Raw genomic sequence first — 17,977 nt, forward strand, 5'->3', positions numbered from 1 at the left:
AGTGAAAATACAATTGTGTAACTTGCAAGCAAAGTAGGTTTTAATCCAAATTAATGTTATAAATCATAATTATGCAAAAGGAAAACATAGCATATTTTCCAGATATAAAAGATGTGGTACTTGCAGCTCAAGCTATTAAAAAAGTGTCAGCACTTACTCCCTTAAATTATGGGACAAGATTTTCAAACAAGTACAACGCCAATGTATATTTTAAGAGAGAAGACCTCCAGCAAGTTCGTTCTTATAAAATAAGAGGGGCATACAACAAAATAAGTTCATTATCAGAAAATGAATCTAAGAACGGTGTAGTTTGCGCAAGTGCAGGTAATCATGCACAAGGAGTAGCACTTTCTTGTAAGTTATTAAAGATTAAAGGAACTATTTATATGCCAACGCCTACGCCAAATCAAAAAATAGAACAGGTAAAAATGTTTGGTGGCGAATTTATCAACATAAAATTAGAAGGAGATACTTTTGATGATGCATATCATGCAGCAGTAATTGAATGTAAGCAAAAGGAAAAAGTGTTTATTCATCCATTTGATGATGAAAAAGTTATTGAAGGGCAAGCAACCATTGGTTTAGAAATTTTAGAGCAAGCAGAAAAACCTATTGATTATATTTTTATTCCTGTTGGAGGTGGCGGATTAGCAGCAGGATTATCATCTGTATTTAAAACCTTATCACCAAAAACAAAAATTATTGGAGTAGAACCAGAGGGAGCACCATCTATGAAAGTTTCTATAGAAAATAATAAGAATACCGAGTTGAAAGAAATGGAAAAATTTGTTGATGGAGCAGCAGTTAAAAGAGTTGGTGACTTAACGTTTCCTATTTGTAAACAGAATTTAGATGAGATGATTACTGTGCCAGAAGGTAAAGTTTGTGAAACCATTTTAGAACTCTATAATAAAGATGCCATTGTTGTAGAGCCAGCAGGCGCTTTAAGTATTTCGGCTTTAGATTTTTACACTGAAAAAATTAAAGGCAAAAATGTTGTTTGCCTAATAAGCGGAAGTAATAATGATATTACCAGAACCCCAGAAATTCAAGAACGGGCTTTATTATATGCCAACTTAAAGCATTATTTTATTGTAAAATTTCCACAGCGTGCAGGAGCATTAAAAGAGTTTGTAGTAGATATTTTGGGTAAAGATGATGATATCACCTATTTTGAATATGCTAAAAAAACAAACCGAGAAAATGGTAGAGCTGTAGTAGGTATTCAATTAAAATCTTCTGATGATTTAAATCCTTTAATAGGAAGAATGAAAGCGCATAATTTTTATGGAGATTACCTAAATGATAAACCAGATTTGTTTCAATTTTTGGTTTAAATTAAATTAATTTCTTTTTGATGTATTGTTGTTTTTTCGCAATCGTTTTCGTGTTGTAGATAGCGTTTTGAGAAGATTTTAACTGTATTTTTAAGCTATTTTAGTTTTCTTTGATGCTAACAAAAGAATCTAAAGTAGTTAATTATGGCAACTCAATTTAAAGAAATTCCAGACGCTTATAAAATTACATCGCTTTTACACCAAAACACATATTTGGTAAATGGTGAACTGAAAAATTGGGATGGTGAAACCGCTAAGGTTTATTCAACAATATCTTCAACTTCAGAATATAAGCAAACACTTTTAGGAACTGTTCCGCAGTTAGGAGAAAAAGAGGCTTTAGAAGCACTTCATTCAGCAACATCAGCTTATAGCAACGGAAAAGGGCTATGGCCAACAATGAAAGTGGCCGATAGAATTGCCTGTATGGAGTCTTTTGTAGAGCATATGCAAACCAAAAGAGAAGAGGTTGTAAAACTTTTAATGTGGGAAATAGGGAAAAGCTTACCAGATTCTGAAAAAGAATTTGATAGAACGGTAGATTATATTTATGATACTATTGAAGCTTATAAACAAATAGACAGAGATTCAGCTAAGTTTGAAAAACATTCTGGGGTGTATGCTCATATTCGTCGCGGACCTCTAGGAGTAGTACTTTGTTTAGGACCCTATAATTACCCTTTAAATGAAACATTTACGTTATTAATTCCGGCCTTAATAATGGGTAATCCTGTTATATTTAAGCCAGCAAAATTAGGTGTTTTGTTAATATCGCCTTTGTTAGAAGCTTTTCAGGCTAGTTTTCCAGAAGGCGTAGTTAATATTGTTTATGGGCGCGGACGTACTTTGGCTACACCAATAATGAAATCTGGTAAAATTGATGTGCTAGCATTAATAGGAAATAGTAAATCTGCTAATGCATTACAAGCACAACACCCAAAAGGAAATAGGTTAAGAATGGTTTTAGGTCTAGAAGCTAAAAACCCAGCAATAGTATTACCAGATGCCGATTTAGATTTAGCAGTTGATGAATGTATAGCCGGAACCTTATCTTTTAATGGGCAGCGTTGTACCGCTTTAAAAGTATTGTATGTACATGAGTCTATAGTTGAAGAATTTAATAGACGGTTTGCCTACAAAGTAGATCAACTTAAATTTGGAAACCCTTGGGAAGAAGGTGTAAAATTAACACCACTACCAGAGGTAGATAAACCATCATATATTAAAGAATTGATTGATGATGCTTTAGATAAAGGCGCAAAAATATTGAATAAAAAAGGTGGTGAAATTTCCGAAAACTTCATCTTTCCAGCTGTTTTATATCCTGTTAATAAAGAGATGAGAGTTTTTCAAGAAGAACAATTTGGACCAGTAATACCTGTAGTATCTTTTTCTGATATTGAAGAACCTCTTGATGATATGGCAGAGTCTAATTACGGACAACAAGTAAGTTTGTTTGGTAAAAATATTCAAACCCTTTCTCCTCTAATTGATACTTTAGTTAATTTAGTTTGTAGGGTGAATTTAAATAGTTCTTGCCAAAGAGGTCCAGATGTATATCCGTTTACAGGAAGAAAAGATTCTGCTTTTGGTACCTTAAGTGTTCATGATGCCTTACGTTCATTTTCAATAAGAACTTTTGTGGCTTCAAAAGATAATGAGTATAACAATGCTATTCTAACAGATCTTTTAGAGCAAAAAACCTCTAACTTTATTAGTACAGATTATATTTTATAAAATAAGGTTTGTAGTTAAAATACTATATGCTAAAATCCGTATATTAACAATAATCTATTGTTCTGTTGTAGAAATAAATAAAAACCCCAATATTTAAAATAAATTAATAATAATGAAAGTATTAAAGAGTGTGCTAGTATTTGCCTTTTCAGGTCTTATGTTAGCAGGGTGTGGTGACAAAGAAGAGAAAAAGAAAGAAGGATTTTCTTATGAAAAAACAAAAACAGAAACAGTAAAACAGGTCAACCAAGAAGCATCTAAAATAGACGAAACAGAAGTACAAAAATTATTAACAAAAAACACTTGTGTTGCTTGTCATAGTGCAGACAAAAAATTAATAGGGCCTTCATTTAAAGATATAGCTAAAAGAAATTATTCAGACGAAAGAATTGTAGAACTTATTTATAAACCAGAACCAGGAAATTGGCCAGAATATTCTGTTCCAATGGCACCGTTACCCAATGTTCCTAAAAATGAGGCTTTAAAAATAGCTTCTTGGATTAATTCTTTAAACTAGAAATTAAAGGAACTAAACAAATAATTCACCTTTAAAATTGCTTTAATTGTATAATTTAGGTGTAATTATTTAAAAACTAAATTCATTATAGTGCTATATTTTAAAAATTAACTAAATATAGTATTGATTTATAGATGGTTATTGAATGGTATTTTATAAAATATTCAAAATAAGACGCTAGAGAAGAACTTCGTTTCTTAAAAAGCATATTATTGAAGCGACAGCAAAACGCGGTACAGAATGGGCTGCAACAGGAAATGTAACACAAAAAACTGTTCCTGCAGATTTTCCAACAGAAACTCAAAAATCTACAAGACATTTTGAGCTAAAAAAATAAAAATAGATTATTTGTTGAGAAGATTAAAGCTTCTTAAAATCTGTGAGTTACATACTCTATGATTTTTTATGTAAAATTGTAGGAGTTTTGGCTTAATTTCAATAAAATTTAAAATAAAAATAAGGTTGAGTTAAGAATTCATTAATTCATTTTAAAGTTAATTTAAAACCTGTTTATTTTTCAATTATTTAGTTGTGTAATTCATAATTAGTTGTAATTTTGCTGCTTATATTAACGAAAGGGGCTCACGCCGACGATTTAGAGTTAATAGTTAAGATAGTTATTCAGTGAAAACAGGAAACAACATATCTCTTATCTCTTTTGTTCTAGTAAACACTACTAGAGCTGTTGTTGTGCGTTTTCCTCAACCACGCCCCTAAGGGGCTATTCAGTTTAAGAAAGCATCCGCTGCTTTCAATTTTCGTTATTATTTAGAATATAAAAAGTACAAAGCTTAAAGGCTTAATTAAATGCTTAAAGTTTAATTAGTTCTTAAGTGTTTAATAATTATTGAAAAATGAATTCAATATTGAATATAGATAAAAATATTGTGGTTGAGGAAGCTAAGTCCTATTGTGATTTACAAGGTTTAGAAGTTGTTTTTACTTATGAGATTTCAAAAACTAATTTGCAGATAATCTCAGAAAGAACAAAAAATCTTCCTGCAATGTATCATGCCAGTGTAGGTATGTTACAAGATCGTTTAAAAAATGGTTGTTATCTTTTAATGAAAGATGGCGAAATCTATGGGCATATTTTTGCTCATAGGCATACTATTGATAAATATTCGGTTTTTGAGCGCTCGTCTTTGTGGGTGCATAAAGCTTACAGAAACCATAATTTAGGACTACTTTTAATGGATTGCTTAACCAAAAAATTCTCTAAAGAATTTCTTATTTCAATAGCTCAAGATGCTACTGTGCACCACAACAATGAGTTATTAGGTATGCAGTTTATTACGCTAAAAGATTTGTCTCCAGTTTTAATTGAAACCTTAGAAAAACTAGGTAAGCTAAGAGACGAATACAAATACAAATATTACGTTAATCCATATTTCGAATCTAAAATAAATCAATTTAATAAGATTCTTAAAAATAAAATTTAATTAATTACAATGAAAAAGTTAGTTATAGCCTACAGTGGCGGCTTAGATACATCATATTGTGCGGTAAGTTTATCAAAAGAATATGAAGTACATGCAGTAAGTGTAAATACAGGAGGATTTACCCAAGCAGAAATAGATCATATAGAAAGTAACGCCTATAAAATGGGGGTTGCTACCTACAAAAACATTAATGCCATAGCTACGTTTTACCAAAAAGTAGTAAAGTATTTAATTTTTGGTAACGTATTAAAAAACAATACCTACCCATTATCGGTTAGTGCAGAACGTATTATTCAAGCTATTGAAATTGTAGAATACGCTAAAAGTATAGGCGCAGAATATATTGCTCATGGAAGCACAGGTGCAGGAAATGATCAAGTAAGGTTTGATATGATTTTTCAAACTTTAGCACCAAATATTAAAATTATAACACCCATTAGAGACGAGCAATTAACCAGACAACAAGAAATAGACTATTTAAAGGAAAATGGTATTGATATGTCTTGGGAAAAAGCAAAATACTCCATTAACAAAGGACTTTGGGGAACTAGTGTTGGTGGTGCCGAAACCTTAACTTCAGAAAAACCATTACCAGATGAAGCGTATCCGTCGCAATTAAAACACGCCGAAGAAGAAAAAGTTAAGCTTACATTTAATAAAGGTGAGTTGGTAGCTGTAAACGGTGTAGAAAACAATCCTGAAGTTAATATTGAAGTGTTAAACAATTTAGCATCGGGCTATGCTATTGGTAGAGATATTCATGTAGGCGATACTATAGTAGGTATTAAAGGTAGAGTAGGGTTTGAAGCTGCAGCTGCCTTAATTACTATTAAAGCTCATCATTTATTAGAAAAACACACATTAACTAAATGGCAATTACAACATAAAGAATACATAGCAAGTTTTTATGGTATGCATTTACATGAAGGGCAATATTTAGACCCTGTAATGAGAGATATGGAAGCCTTTTTACAAAGCAGTCAAGAAAAAGTAACTGGCGATGTAACTGTAACATTAAAACCTTACCATTTTGATTTAGATGGTATTAGCTCTGAACACGATTTAATGAGTGCTAAATTTGGTAGTTATGGTGAAGAAAACAAAGCGTGGACAGCAGATGACGCTAAAGGATTTATTAAAATTCTTGGAAATCAAAATAAAATATATCAACAGGTAAATAGTTAGTTATTGGTTGTTAGTTGAAGGTTGAATTTTTAACCTAAAACTTACATCAATGCAAATAGCCAAAAGCTATATAAAATGAAAAAAATACAAGTTGGAATTATTGGTGGTGCTGGTTATACTGCCGGAGAATTAATAAGATTGTTAATTAACCACCCTGAAGCCGAAATAGATTTTGTTTACAGTACAAGTAATGCTGGTAACCAAATTAGTAAGGTACACCAAGATTTAGTAGGTACGTTAAATAAAACCTTTACAGATACTGTAAACCCTAATGTAGATGTGTTATTTTTATGTTTAGGGCATGGTAATTCGGTTAAGTTTTTATCGGCTAACAAATTTTCTGATAACACTAAAATTATTGACTTAGGAAATGATTTTAGATTGGAAGCCGATAAAGTTTTTGAAGGAAAAACTTTTGTTTATGGGTTACCAGAACTTAATAAATCTGATATAGAATCTGCCAATTATATTGCCAACCCAGGTTGTTTTGCTACCAGTATTCAGTTAGGGTTGTTGCCTTTGGCAAATGCAGGTTTGTTACATAAAGATGTGCATATAAATGCGGTTACAGGCGCTACAGGTGCAGGAACTTCATTGTCTGCTACCACACATTATACCTGGAGAGATAACAATTTTTCATATTATAAACCCTTTACGCATCAGCATTTAGGAGAAATCAATCAATCGGTAAAACAATTGCAAAATAGTTTCAATTCAGATATTTTATTTATGCCGAATAGAGGAAATTTTTCAAGAGGTATTTTTGCAACCATTTATACTGATTTTGAAGGTACTATTGAAGAAGCTAAAACTATTTATAAAGAGTTTTATAAAGATGCTGTTTTTACTTTTATAAGCGACGATTTTTTACATCTTAAACAGGTAGTAAACACCAATAAATGTTTAGTGCATTTACATATACACGAAGGTAAATTATTAATAACCAGTATTATTGATAATTTATTAAAAGGTGCATCGGGGCAAGCGGTTCAGAATATGAATTTAATGTTTGGCTTAGAAGAAACCACAGGTTTAGAATTAAAAGCAACATATTTTTAGAGAAACAGTGGTGCGTTAGCGATTGATGCGGTATCCTTTTTTTGAGGTACGAGAAAAAAGATATAGCGGAAAGCGCGACCCCTTGTGGGTAACGCCATAAAAATAAAAAAACGAAGCATGAAAATAGCCATTATAGGAACAGGAAATTTAGGTAGTTCTATAGCTAAGGGACTTATTAAAAACAAGTCGTTCACCTCTTTGTACTTAAGTGATAAAAATACGTCTGCGGTTAAAAGTTTTGAAGATGAAGATTATGTAACTATTACCAATTACAACAAAGAAGCGGTAATGAATTCTGATGTCATAATTTTTGCATTACAACCAAAGCATGTAGAAAGTGTATTAGAGGAAGTAGAATCTGTAATTACCAAAAAACATTTAATTATGTCGGTAGCCGCAGGATTTGCCATTTCTAAAATAGAAAGTGTTATTGGAGTCGATAAACACATTATTCGTGTTATGCCTAATACGGCCATTTCTATTGGGAAATCTATGACTTGTTTGTCGCCCAATGCAATAGGTGAGGAAAAAATAGAGCTTGCTAAAACCATTTTTAACCAATTAGGAACTACTATGGTAATTCCAGAAGAGCAAATACAGGCAGCAACGGTTATTTGTGCTAGTGGTATTGCTTTTTGGATGCGTTTAGTACGTGCTACCACACAAGGTGCTATTCAGTTAGGTTTTGAGGCAGAAGAAGCGCATCAGTTAGCACTACAAACCTGTTACGGGGCGGCTAGTTTATTAAAAGAATCTGGAAGACATCCTGAAGCAGAAATTGATAGGGTAACTACTCCAAGTGGTTGTACCATTGCGGGGTTAAATGAAATGGAACATCAAGGATTGAGTTCTGCTTTAATACAAGGAATTAACGCTTCTTTTGAAAAAATTAATGAAATAAAAAACGGTTGATAGCGCTTTTATTAAGCAGTAAGCAGTAAGCAGTAAAGCAGTAAGCAGTGAGTAGTGAGCAGTGAGTTGTAACTAGCTACCATCAACCTATTAACAAATAACAACAAGAAAAAATGCCATTATTTGACGTTTATCCATTATATAATGTAACACCCGTTTCGGGTAAAGGTATTCATGTGTACGATGATAAAGGAACAGAATATCTAGACCTTTACGGTGGGCACGCCGTAATTTCTATTGGGCACGCGCACCCAAATTACGTAGCAGCAGTTAGCAAACAAGTTGAAACATTAGGGTTTTATTCTAATGCTATTCAAAATCCGTTACAAAGGCAGTTAGCCAATAAGTTAGAAACGCTTTCAGGTTGTAAAGATTACCAATTGTTTTTGTGTAATTCTGGTGCCGAAGCTAATGAAAATGCGCTTAAACTAGCATCTTTTAAAACAGGAAAGAAACGTGTTGTAGCTTTTAGTAATGGCTTTCACGGACGTACATCGGCGGCGGTTGCTGTAACCGATAATAAAAACATTATAGCACCAATTAACGCGCAACAAGCGGTAACCATTTTACCTTTAAATGATGTTGACGGTGTAAAAACCGAATTAGAAAAAGGTGATGTTTGTGCGGTTATTGTTGAGTTTATTCAAGGTGTAGGAGGCTTAGACCAAGGGAGTAAAGAATTTTTTGAGCAAGTTTTTGCACTTTGTAAAGCCAATAACACCATGTTTATAGCCGATGAGGTACAGTCTGGTTACGGGCGTTCGGGTAAATTCTTCGCGTTTCAGCATTATAATGTAACGCCAGATATTATTTCAATAGCTAAAGGTATGGGCAATGGTTTTCCTATTGGGGGTGTGTTAATTCATCCAGATATTGAAGCTAAATACGGTATGTTAGGTACCACTTTTGGAGGAAATCATTTGGCTTGTGCTGCAGGATTAGCAGTATTGGATACTATTGAAGAAGAACATTTAATTGATAATGTAAACGAAATGTCTGAGTGTTTTATTGAAAAATCAAAAGATATTTCTGAGATAAAGAATGTTAAAGGGCGTGGGCTAATGCTTGGTTTAGAATTTAACTTTGAAGTTAGCGAATTACGAAAAAAACTAATTTACAATCATCATATTTTCACTGGTGGCGCAGCAAACAAAAAGTTACTAAGAATTTTACCGCCTTTAAATATTGAAAAATCACATATCAATCAATTTTTTGATGCCTTAAAAAAGGTGTTATAAAAAGTTTAACAAAAAATTATAAAGCTAAGTTCTGCATACAAAAAGAATAATTGTAGAATATAAGCTAAACAATAAAAAAAGAAGAAATGAACACCTTACTATCTATTGAAAAAAGAAACGCTGTTTTGTTAAAAATGGCAAAACTTTTAGAAGCAGAAAGGCAAGCAATTATTGAAATTAATAAAGTTGATTTAGAATCGTACCAAGGCGAAGATATTTCTATGTACGATCGTTTAAAAGTAGACGATTCTAAAGTTGATGAGATGATAAAATCTGTTAGTCATTTGGCGTCTCAAGAAGATCCAGTTGGTGTAGAGCGTTTTAGTTTTAAGCACGAAAACGGCATGCAGGTTTACAACAAAACCGCATCGTTTGGTACGGTATTAATTATTTACGAATCAAGACCCGATGTTACCGTTGAGGCTGCAGGTATTGCCTTTAAATCAGGAAACAAAATTCTTTTAAAAGGTGGTAAAGAATCGTTGCGTTCTAACCTAAAAATTGTGGAACTGTGGCATCAAGCATTACAAGAAGTAGATGCATCAACCGATTGGGTAGAATATTTACAATTTAATAGAACTGAAACCCAAGCCTTTTTAGAAAAACCAACACAACCAGTAGATTTAATTGTACCTAGAGGAGGTGAACGATTAATTGCCTTTGTTAAAGAGCATGCAGCGTGTCCTGTAATTGTAAGTGGGCGTGGTAATAATTTTGTATATGTACATAAAGATGCCGATACATCAATTGCCTTGGATGTAATTGTAAATGGTAAAACCGCAAAAATTTCGGCTTGTAATGCTGTTGATAAAGTGCTAATTGATTCTAATCTGCCAAATAAAAATGAGTTTATAGAAGCATTAATTTCAAAATTGAAAGAGTTCAATGTTGAAATTTTAGGAGATGATAAAACGTCAAGTTTTGAAGCTATTAACCCTTTTAATTCTGAAGACGTTTGGTTTGAAGAGTTTTTAGATTATAAAATTGTTATTGGTGAAATAGCATCTAACACCGATGCTATTGCTAAAATAAATAAGTACTCTGGCGGGCATTCGTCTTCTATTATTACTAAAGATGAGGCCGAAGCTAAAATTTTTATGGAAAATGTAGATACTGCTGCAGTATATCATAATGCATCTACCCGATTTACCGATGGCGGACAATTAGGTTTAGGAGGAGAGTTAGCCATTAGTACAGATAAATTACACCAACGAGGGCCTATTGGGTTACAACATTTGGTAACCAATAAATGGTATATTTTTGGTAACGGACAAACCAGATAGCATGCAAAAGAAAAAGCGCATATTACTTAAAGTAGGGTCTAATACTTTAACTAAAGAAACCGATAATATTTCCAGAGGAAAGATTGAAGATATTGCAAATCAAATCACGAAACTTCAAGATACTTGTGAGTTTATTGTAGTGAGTTCTGGCGCTATTGCAGTAGCAAAACAGTTTGTGAAATTAGAAAGTAAACGCAAAGAAATTTTTGTAAAACAAGCGTTGGCATCTATTGGGCAGCCGCATTTAATTAGAATTTACCAAGAAATTTTTAGAGAATATGGCCTTTTAAGTTCACAGTGTTTATTATCGTATTCAGATTTCGAAAAAGAAGAAAGTATTGTAAACATAACCAATACCATTAACGTTTTGGTAAATAACAATTATATTCCCATCATTAATGAAAACGATACGGTAGCTACCGATGAAATTAAATTTGGCGATAATGATAAACTGGGAGCCTTAACAGCATCACTTTTAAACGCCGATTTGTTTATTATTGCAACAAACACAAACGGTATTTACACCAAAAGTTCTATGGAAAATGGTACACCAAAAACCATAGAACAGGTGTCAGATTTTGAAGCTTTAAAAGCTCAAGTTGTTAATTCTAAATCCTCACATGGCAGCGGTGGTATGCAAAGTAAAATTGAAGCTGCCGAGGTTACTAAAAAAGCAAATATTGAAACATGGATAGTAAACGGTTTAGAAGATAATTTTATTTTGAACGCCATGAAAAACAAGGTGCCGTTTACCAAAATAATATAAATTTAAAATGAAGCATTACACATCTATACACGATATTGATAACATCAATGCTTGGATTGAAGAAGCAAAGGTTTTAAAAGCAAATCCGTTAGAGCATATAGAGTTAGGGAAAAACAAAACCTTAGGGTTGTTATTTTTTAATTCTAGTTTGCGTACACGTTTAAGTACCCAAAAGGCGGCTTTAAATTTAGGAATGAATCCTATTGTTATGAATGTGTCTGGCGATGCTTGGGGCTTAGAATTTGATGATGGTACTATTATGAACGGCAGTACTGCCGAACACATTAAAGAAGCTGCAGCCGTAGTGTCTCAATATTGTGATATTATTGCAGTAAGAGCATTTCCAACTTTAACAGACAAAGTAAAAGACGAAAGTGAACAGGTTTTAGAAGCTTTTAAAAAATACGCTTCTGTACCAATAGTAAATATGGAAAGTGCTACGGGGCATCCGTTACAAGCGTTAACAGATGCTATAACCATCTCAGAATATAAAAAAGTTGCAAAACCTAAGGTGGTTTTAACTTGGGCTCCTCATATTAAACCATTACCGCATGCCGTAGCCAACAGTTTTACACAAGCAATGCAAAATATGGATGTAGAATTTGTAATTGCAAATCCTGAGGGATACGATTTAAATCCCGAAATTACGGGCAATACACCAATTTATCACAACCAAGAAGAAGCTTTTAAAGATGCCGATTTTGTTTATGCTAAAAATTGGAGTTCTTATGAAGATTACGGAAAAGTAATAAAGTCTGATGCAGAATGGTTGATTACTAAAGATAAAATAGGTGATGCAAAGTTTTTACATTGTTTACCTGTAAGACGAAATGTAGTAGTAGAAGATGCTGTTTTAGATAGTGATAGCTCATTGGTAATAGAGGAAGCTAATAATAGAACCTTTGCGGCACAATTAGTATTAAAGAAGCTTTTAGAAAATAAATAACCTGTCATTGCCAATAAAATGAAGCAATCTCAATCTATGAATAGATTACCTCGCCATAAAATTCTTATAATGACAAAAGTTTAGGATGAAAGAAAAATTATCAGTAGTAAAAATAGGAGGAAATGTTATTGAGGATAGTGAAGTTTTAAAAACATTCCTTGAAAATTTTTCTAATTTAGAAGGAAAGAAAATTTTGGTTCATGGTGGCGGTAAACGCGCTACTCATATAGCATCAAAATTAGGAATAGAGTCTAAAATGATAAATGGAAGACGTATAACAGATGCCGATACTTTAGAAGTAATTACTATGGTTTATGGTGGTCTGGTAAATAAAAATATAGTAGCTCAATTACAAGCTTTAAATATTAATGCTTTAGGGCTTACTGGAGCAGATATTAATAGTATTACGTCTAAAAAAAGACCTGTTAAAGAAATAGATTTTGGTTTTGTAGGCGATGTAGAATCGGTTTCACATAATGCTATTAATAAATTAATTCAGGCAGATTTTACACCAGTATTTTGCGCCATTACGCATGATAAAAATGGACAGTTATTTAATACAAATGCCGATACAATAGCATCGGAATTAGCAATTGGCCTTTCAAAATTATATAATATTGAATTGTACTACTGTTTTGAAAAAAATGGCGTTTTAATGACTGTTGATGACGATAATTCGGTTATAGATTATATGGATTCTGGAACTTATGAAGTTTTAAAACATAAGGGCGTTTTTCATGATGGTATGTTACCTAAATTAGAAAATTGTTTTCATGCTTTATCAAGTGGTGTATCAAGAGTTTTTATTGGAAATCCATCAGTAATAAGTGATAAAAAACAAAAGTTTACAACCTTGTATTTATGATAAATCAGTTAACACAAGATGCTATATTGCTTTTAAAAAAGCTGATTGAGACCCAATCGTTTTCTTCAGAAGAAAATCAAACAGCAACACTTTTAGAATCTTGGTTTCAGCAATATAAAATTGATTATAAGCGCATTAAAAATAACGTTTGGGCAGTTAATAAGTATTTTGATGATGATAAGCCTACTTTATTGTTAAACTCACACCATGATACGGTTAAACCTAATTCGGCATACACTAAAGACCCATTTAAAGCCATTGTTGAAGATGGGAAATTATTTGGATTAGGAAGTAACGATGCAGGAGGTTGTTTGGTGTCACTTATTGCCACATTCACTTATTTTTATAATCAAAAAGATTTAAAATATAATTTAGTAATTGTTGCATCTGCAGAAGAAGAAAGCAGTGGTCCCAACGGATTAAATAGTATGTTGCCTATTATTCCAAAAGTAGATGTTGCTATTGTTGGCGAACCAACCTTAATGAATTTAGCGATAGCAGAAAAAGGTTTAGTAGTCTTTGATGCGGTGCTTACAGGAACACCAAGTCATGCAGCACATCCAAACGATGATAACGTGATTTATAAAGCTATAGATACGTTACAATGGTTTAAAGATTTTAAATTTGAAAAGAACTCTGAAGCTCTGGGTGATGTAAAGTTAACGGTGAGCCAAATAAGTGCAGGGAAGCAACATAATGCAGTTCCAGCAGATTTAAATTTAGTAATTGATGTTCGTGTTAACGATGCTTATACTAATGCTGAAATTGCCGAAATTTTACAAAAAGAAGCGCCAGTAACGCGTATTACACCGCGTAGTTTGCGTTTAAATTCATCATCCATTCCTGTAGACCACGATTTGGTAAAAGCGGGTATTGCTATGGGAAGAACCACCTATGGGTCGCCAACCTTATCAGACCAAGCAGTGTTATCTTGCCCTAGTTTAAAACTCGGTCCTGGTGATAGCACACGGTCGCATAGTGCCGATGAATTTATATATTTAAACGAAATAGAAGAAGGAATTAAAATTTATGTTGAATTGTTGCATCGTGTAATTGTTTAAATACATTAATAAACAAAACAATTTCAGTTCAACAAATCAACAAATAAACATTAGTAAAAATGAAACTCTGGGACAAAGGCATATCAATAGATAAAAAAATAGAGCAATTTACAGTAGGTAATGATAGAGAAATAGATATTCACATTGCTAAATATGATGTAATAGCATCAAAAGCACATGCTAAAATGTTGCAAAGTATAGGTATTCTATCTACTGAAGAATTAGAACAACTCTTAGGAGGGTTAGATGAGTTAGCATCTCAAATAGAAGATGGTACCTTTGTTATAGAAGCACAGTTTGAAGATGTACACTCTAAAATTGAGTTTGAGTTAACCAAAACTTTGGGTGAAGTTGGAAAAAAAATCCATACCGCACGCTCTAGAAACGATCAGGTTTTAGTGGCGTGTCATTTATATTTCAAAGAAAATTTAAAGCTTATTCATACCAAAACAAAAACACTTTTTGATACACTTTTAAATTTAGCTGAAACTCACAAAGACAAGCTATTACCAGGTTATACGCATTTGCAAGTGGCAATGCCATCATCATTTGGTTTATGGTTTTCGGCGTATGCTGAATTAATGATTGATGATGTGTATCTACTTAATGCCGCTTTAAAAACGGTAGACCAAAACCCATTAGGTTCTGCAGCGGGTTACGGAAGTTCTTTTCCTATTGATAGGGAATTAACTACCAAAGAAATGGACTTTTCAACCTTAAAATACAATGTAGTAGCTGCACAAATGGGACGTGGAAAAAATGAACGTACCATTGCTGCTGCTTTAGGTAGTTTAGCAAATACATTGTCTCGATTTGCTATGGATGTTTGTTTGTATATGAGTCAGAATTTTGGATTTGTTACCTTTCCAGATGAATTAACCACAGGCAGTAGTATTATGCCTCATAAAAAGAACCCAGATGTATTTGAATTGATACGTGGTAAATGTAATAAGATACAAGCGCTTCAAACAGAAATGGTGTTAATTACCAATAATTTACCTAGTGGTTATCATAGAGATTTTCAATTATTAAAAGAAAATATGATTGCTGCTTTTGAAGAGCTAAAAGATATTTTAGATATTTTCAACTATGCTATTCAACAAGTAATTGTTAAAGATGTTGATTTAAACGATGATAAATACAAATATTTATTTACGGTTGATAATATTAATACTTTGGTTGTTGAAGGTCAGAGTTTTAGAGAAGCCTATCAAAAAATAGGCGGACAAGTGCAAGATAGTACCTATGTTCCTGATACATCAAAACAACATACACATGTTGGCAGTATTCATAATTTGAGCCTAGATAAAATTAGAGCTAAATTTCCAGTATCTTAAGCATAGCAGAAATTAAAATACTCTTACATGGTTAAAATTAAAAAGAAGGATACTTTTTTATCTTGAGCGTTAAAATTTAAACTTTTGAAGCGATAGATTTAAAAAACACATAACCAAAACCGGCACATAACATAGCGTGGAATGGAAATAGTCCAAAATCACCACCTTGGTCTCCTACAATAAAGGCACTATACATACCAAAGCCAAAGTAAATCATAAGAGCACCTTCAAAAATAACATTAGCTGAAAGTTTTTTTCTAATGTATTTATTGTTTTTCCAGGAGTCTTTTAAGTTGCTAATATTAAATTTTGGAGTTCTTACAAAGGCACTTTTTTTACCTAAATGTCCTTCTAAAACAGCAATAGAGTTATGTAAAGAAAAGCCCATAGCTATTGAAAAAAACATGAAAAACATACCAATGTAGCCCATAAAGTTTTTTATGCCTTTGCCATAAATGTTTCTGTACATAATCCAGTAACAAATAAAGAAGATAACGGTACTTAAAACAAAGAAGCTCATTACCAAAAAGTACTGTTTTAAGTGAGCGTATTCATTTTTAATATAAAGCATAGGAATGCTAAGAATAGCAACAATTAATATGTTTAAAAACATGGTACTATTAAGTAAATGTAAGAGACCATGAATTTTAGTTTTAGCAGAAATATTCTTGCTTTTTAAAACACGCCAAAGCATTTTTCTGAAATTTTCGGCACCACCTTTATTCCATCTAAACTGTTGAGAGCGAGCAGCACTAATAACAACTGGTAACTCTGCAGGAGTTTCAACATCTTCTAAATATTTGAATTTCCAGTTTTTAAGTTGCGCACGGTAGCTTAAATCTAAATCTTCAGTTAGGGTGTCTCCTTCCCAGTTGCCAGCATCAATAATGCATGCTTTTCGCCAAATACCTGCTGTACCATTAAAATTAATAAAATGCCCTTTGCTATTTCTTCCTACTTGTTCTAAAGTAAAATGAGCATCTAAAGCAAAAGCTTGTATTCTTGTTAATAAAGAATAATTTCTGTTTATATGCCCCCAACGGGTTTGTACAACTCCAACTTTTTCATCTTTAAAATAAGTTACAGTACGTTTTAACCAATCTGATTTTGGTAAAAAATCGGAATCAAAAATAGCTATAAATTCACCTTTAGCTGTTTTTAAGCCTTCTTTTAAAGCCCCCGCCTTAAATCCTACACGATTAGTTCTAGTAATATGTTGAATATCTAAACCAGTTTGTTGTAGTTTTTTAATATGTGCAGCTGTAGATTGTACAGTTTCATCGGTAGAGTCGTCTAAAACTTGAATTTCAAGCTTGTCTTTTGGATAATCTATTTTTGCAATATTATTTAATAAACGTTCCATAACGTACATTTCGTTATACACAGGAAGCTGAATTGTTACGTATGGAATTTGATTAGGGTCTGATAAATTCAGTTTTGGCTCATTGTCTTTTCGCTTTGCGGAAACATAATTAAATAGCAGGTTTAATTGCGCCAAAGCATACATAAAGATTAGTAAGATGGCAATGGTGTAAATAACAATGATGATGGTTTCTAAAATCATTATTTAAAACTGTATTTAAATATCCAACCCAATATTTTTATGCCTGCAAATATAGCACCTTTTATTGTGCCAGAAACTTTAGATACTCCAATTCTATTTCTGTAATTTACAGGAATTTCAATATATGTTAGTTTTTGTTTTAAAGCTTTAAGTTGCATTTCTACCGTCCAACCGTAGGTTTTGTCTTCCATTTTCAGAGCTAAAAGTTTATCGTATTTTATAGCTCTAAAGGGACCTAAGTCTGTAAATTTTGAACCAAACATAAGTTTCATAAGCATGGTGGCTAGCCAATTACCAAAAATTTGAGGTTTGGTCATAGAACCAGATTCTCTTAAATGTTTTGTACGTGCACCAATTACAAAATCAATATTATCGTTTATAATGGGAGCAACAATTTTGGTGAGTTCTTCAGGGTAATCAGAATAATCACCGTCTAAAAAAACAATAACATCAGGTTTAGGAGTGTTTTTAGCAATATAATTCATGCCCTTTAAACATGCGTATCCGTATCCCTTTCTGTTTTCGGTTAAAACAGTAGCACCTGCTTTTTTAGCATTAATTTCTGTGAGGTCTGATGAATTATTACTAACAACAATAATTTCGTCAACAATTTCAGGAATATCTTTAATAACTTTTCCAATGGAATCTCCTTCGTTATAAGCAGGAATGATGACTTTTATTATGGGCATAAAAAGTTGTTAAGTCACAAAAATACAATAACCTATGAT

General features: G+C 32.5%; 16 protein-coding genes. 14 read left to right on the forward strand and 2 right to left on the reverse strand.

The features are described 5' to 3' along the window. The first annotated feature begins 71 nt into the window (after positions 1-71). The 14 genes from ilvA (at position 72) to argH (ending at position 15,685) form a co-directional block, all read left to right on the forward strand. A complete protein-coding gene (gene ilvA / locus BWZ22_RS08960; protein WP_076699453.1) occupies positions 72-1,337 on the forward strand; it encodes a threonine ammonia-lyase IlvA in 1,266 nt (421 codons plus the stop codon). Positions 1,338-1,481: 144 nt separating this feature from the next. Further along, positions 1,482-3,074, forward strand: a complete 1,593-nt coding sequence (locus BWZ22_RS08965; RefSeq protein ID WP_076699455.1) for an NADP-dependent glyceraldehyde-3-phosphate dehydrogenase — start codon at positions 1,482-1,484, stop codon at positions 3,072-3,074. A 112-nt stretch (positions 3,075-3,186) separates the two neighbouring features. After that, a complete protein-coding gene (locus BWZ22_RS08970; RefSeq protein ID WP_076699456.1) occupies positions 3,187-3,591 on the forward strand; it encodes a c-type cytochrome in 405 nt (134 codons plus the stop codon). Between the two features lie 854 nt (positions 3,592-4,445). Further along, positions 4,446-5,033 carry a GNAT family N-acetyltransferase gene (locus BWZ22_RS08975; RefSeq protein ID WP_076699458.1) on the forward strand — a complete coding sequence of 196 codons (588 nt, stop codon included), beginning with the start codon at positions 4,446-4,448 and terminating at the stop codon, positions 5,031-5,033. Between the two features lie 9 nt (positions 5,034-5,042). Next, positions 5,043-6,218, forward strand: a complete 1,176-nt coding sequence (locus tag BWZ22_RS08980) for an argininosuccinate synthase (protein WP_076699460.1) — start codon at positions 5,043-5,045, stop codon at positions 6,216-6,218. A gap of 75 nt (positions 6,219-6,293) precedes the next feature. Continuing rightward, positions 6,294-7,277, forward strand: a complete 984-nt coding sequence (argC, locus tag BWZ22_RS08985) for an N-acetyl-gamma-glutamyl-phosphate reductase (protein ID WP_076699462.1) — start codon at positions 6,294-6,296, stop codon at positions 7,275-7,277. A gap of 117 nt (positions 7,278-7,394) precedes the next feature. Then, positions 7,395-8,189, forward strand: a complete 795-nt coding sequence (proC, locus tag BWZ22_RS08990) for a pyrroline-5-carboxylate reductase (protein ID WP_076699463.1) — start codon at positions 7,395-7,397, stop codon at positions 8,187-8,189. A gap of 113 nt (positions 8,190-8,302) precedes the next feature. After that, positions 8,303-9,427, forward strand: coding sequence for an aspartate aminotransferase family protein (locus tag BWZ22_RS08995; RefSeq protein ID WP_076699464.1), 1,125 nt, complete (start codon positions 8,303-8,305; stop codon positions 9,425-9,427). An 86-nt stretch (positions 9,428-9,513) separates the two neighbouring features. After that, positions 9,514-10,710, forward strand: a complete 1,197-nt coding sequence (locus tag BWZ22_RS09000) for a glutamate-5-semialdehyde dehydrogenase (protein WP_076699465.1) — start codon at positions 9,514-9,516, stop codon at positions 10,708-10,710. 1 nt (position 10,711) lies between these two features. After that, a complete protein-coding gene (proB, locus tag BWZ22_RS09005; protein WP_076699466.1) occupies positions 10,712-11,476 on the forward strand; it encodes a glutamate 5-kinase in 765 nt (254 codons plus the stop codon). A gap of 7 nt (positions 11,477-11,483) precedes the next feature. Then, on the forward strand, positions 11,484-12,422 hold the full coding sequence (locus tag BWZ22_RS09010; RefSeq protein ID WP_076699467.1) for an N-acetylornithine carbamoyltransferase: 939 nt from the start codon (positions 11,484-11,486) through the stop codon (positions 12,420-12,422). An 85-nt stretch (positions 12,423-12,507) separates the two neighbouring features. Next, positions 12,508-13,287, forward strand: coding sequence for an acetylglutamate kinase (gene argB / locus BWZ22_RS09015; protein WP_076699468.1), 780 nt, complete (start codon positions 12,508-12,510; stop codon positions 13,285-13,287). Next, positions 13,284-14,348 (forward strand): M20 family metallo-hydrolase, encoded by a 1,065-nt coding sequence (locus BWZ22_RS09020; protein ID WP_076699469.1) that lies wholly within the window; start codon positions 13,284-13,286, stop codon positions 14,346-14,348. Before argB ends, BWZ22_RS09020 begins: the two co-directional genes overlap by 4 nt. 59 nt (positions 14,349-14,407) lie before the next feature. Further along, positions 14,408-15,685: an argininosuccinate lyase gene (argH, locus tag BWZ22_RS09025; RefSeq protein WP_076699473.1), complete on the forward strand. Its 1,278-nt coding sequence runs from the start codon at positions 14,408-14,410 to the stop codon at positions 15,683-15,685. A 76-nt stretch (positions 15,686-15,761) separates the two neighbouring features. On the opposite strand, the gene BWZ22_RS09030 is transcribed toward argH, so the two are convergent. Together BWZ22_RS09030 and BWZ22_RS09035 are read right to left on the reverse strand one after the other, a co-directional pair. Then, on the reverse strand, positions 15,762-17,249 hold the full coding sequence (locus tag BWZ22_RS09030) for a cellulose synthase family protein (protein ID WP_076699475.1): 1,488 nt from the start codon (positions 17,247-17,249) through the stop codon (positions 15,762-15,764). Beyond that, on the reverse strand, positions 17,249-17,938 hold the full coding sequence (locus tag BWZ22_RS09035) for a glycosyltransferase family 2 protein (protein WP_076699479.1): 690 nt from the start codon (positions 17,936-17,938) through the stop codon (positions 17,249-17,251). Before BWZ22_RS09035 ends, BWZ22_RS09030 begins: the two co-directional genes overlap by 1 nt. Positions 17,939-17,977 lie beyond the last annotated feature (39 nt).

Origin of the sequence: Seonamhaeicola sp. S2-3, assembly GCF_001971785.1 — a bacterium.
GTDB lineage: Bacteria > Bacteroidota > Bacteroidia > Flavobacteriales > Flavobacteriaceae > Seonamhaeicola.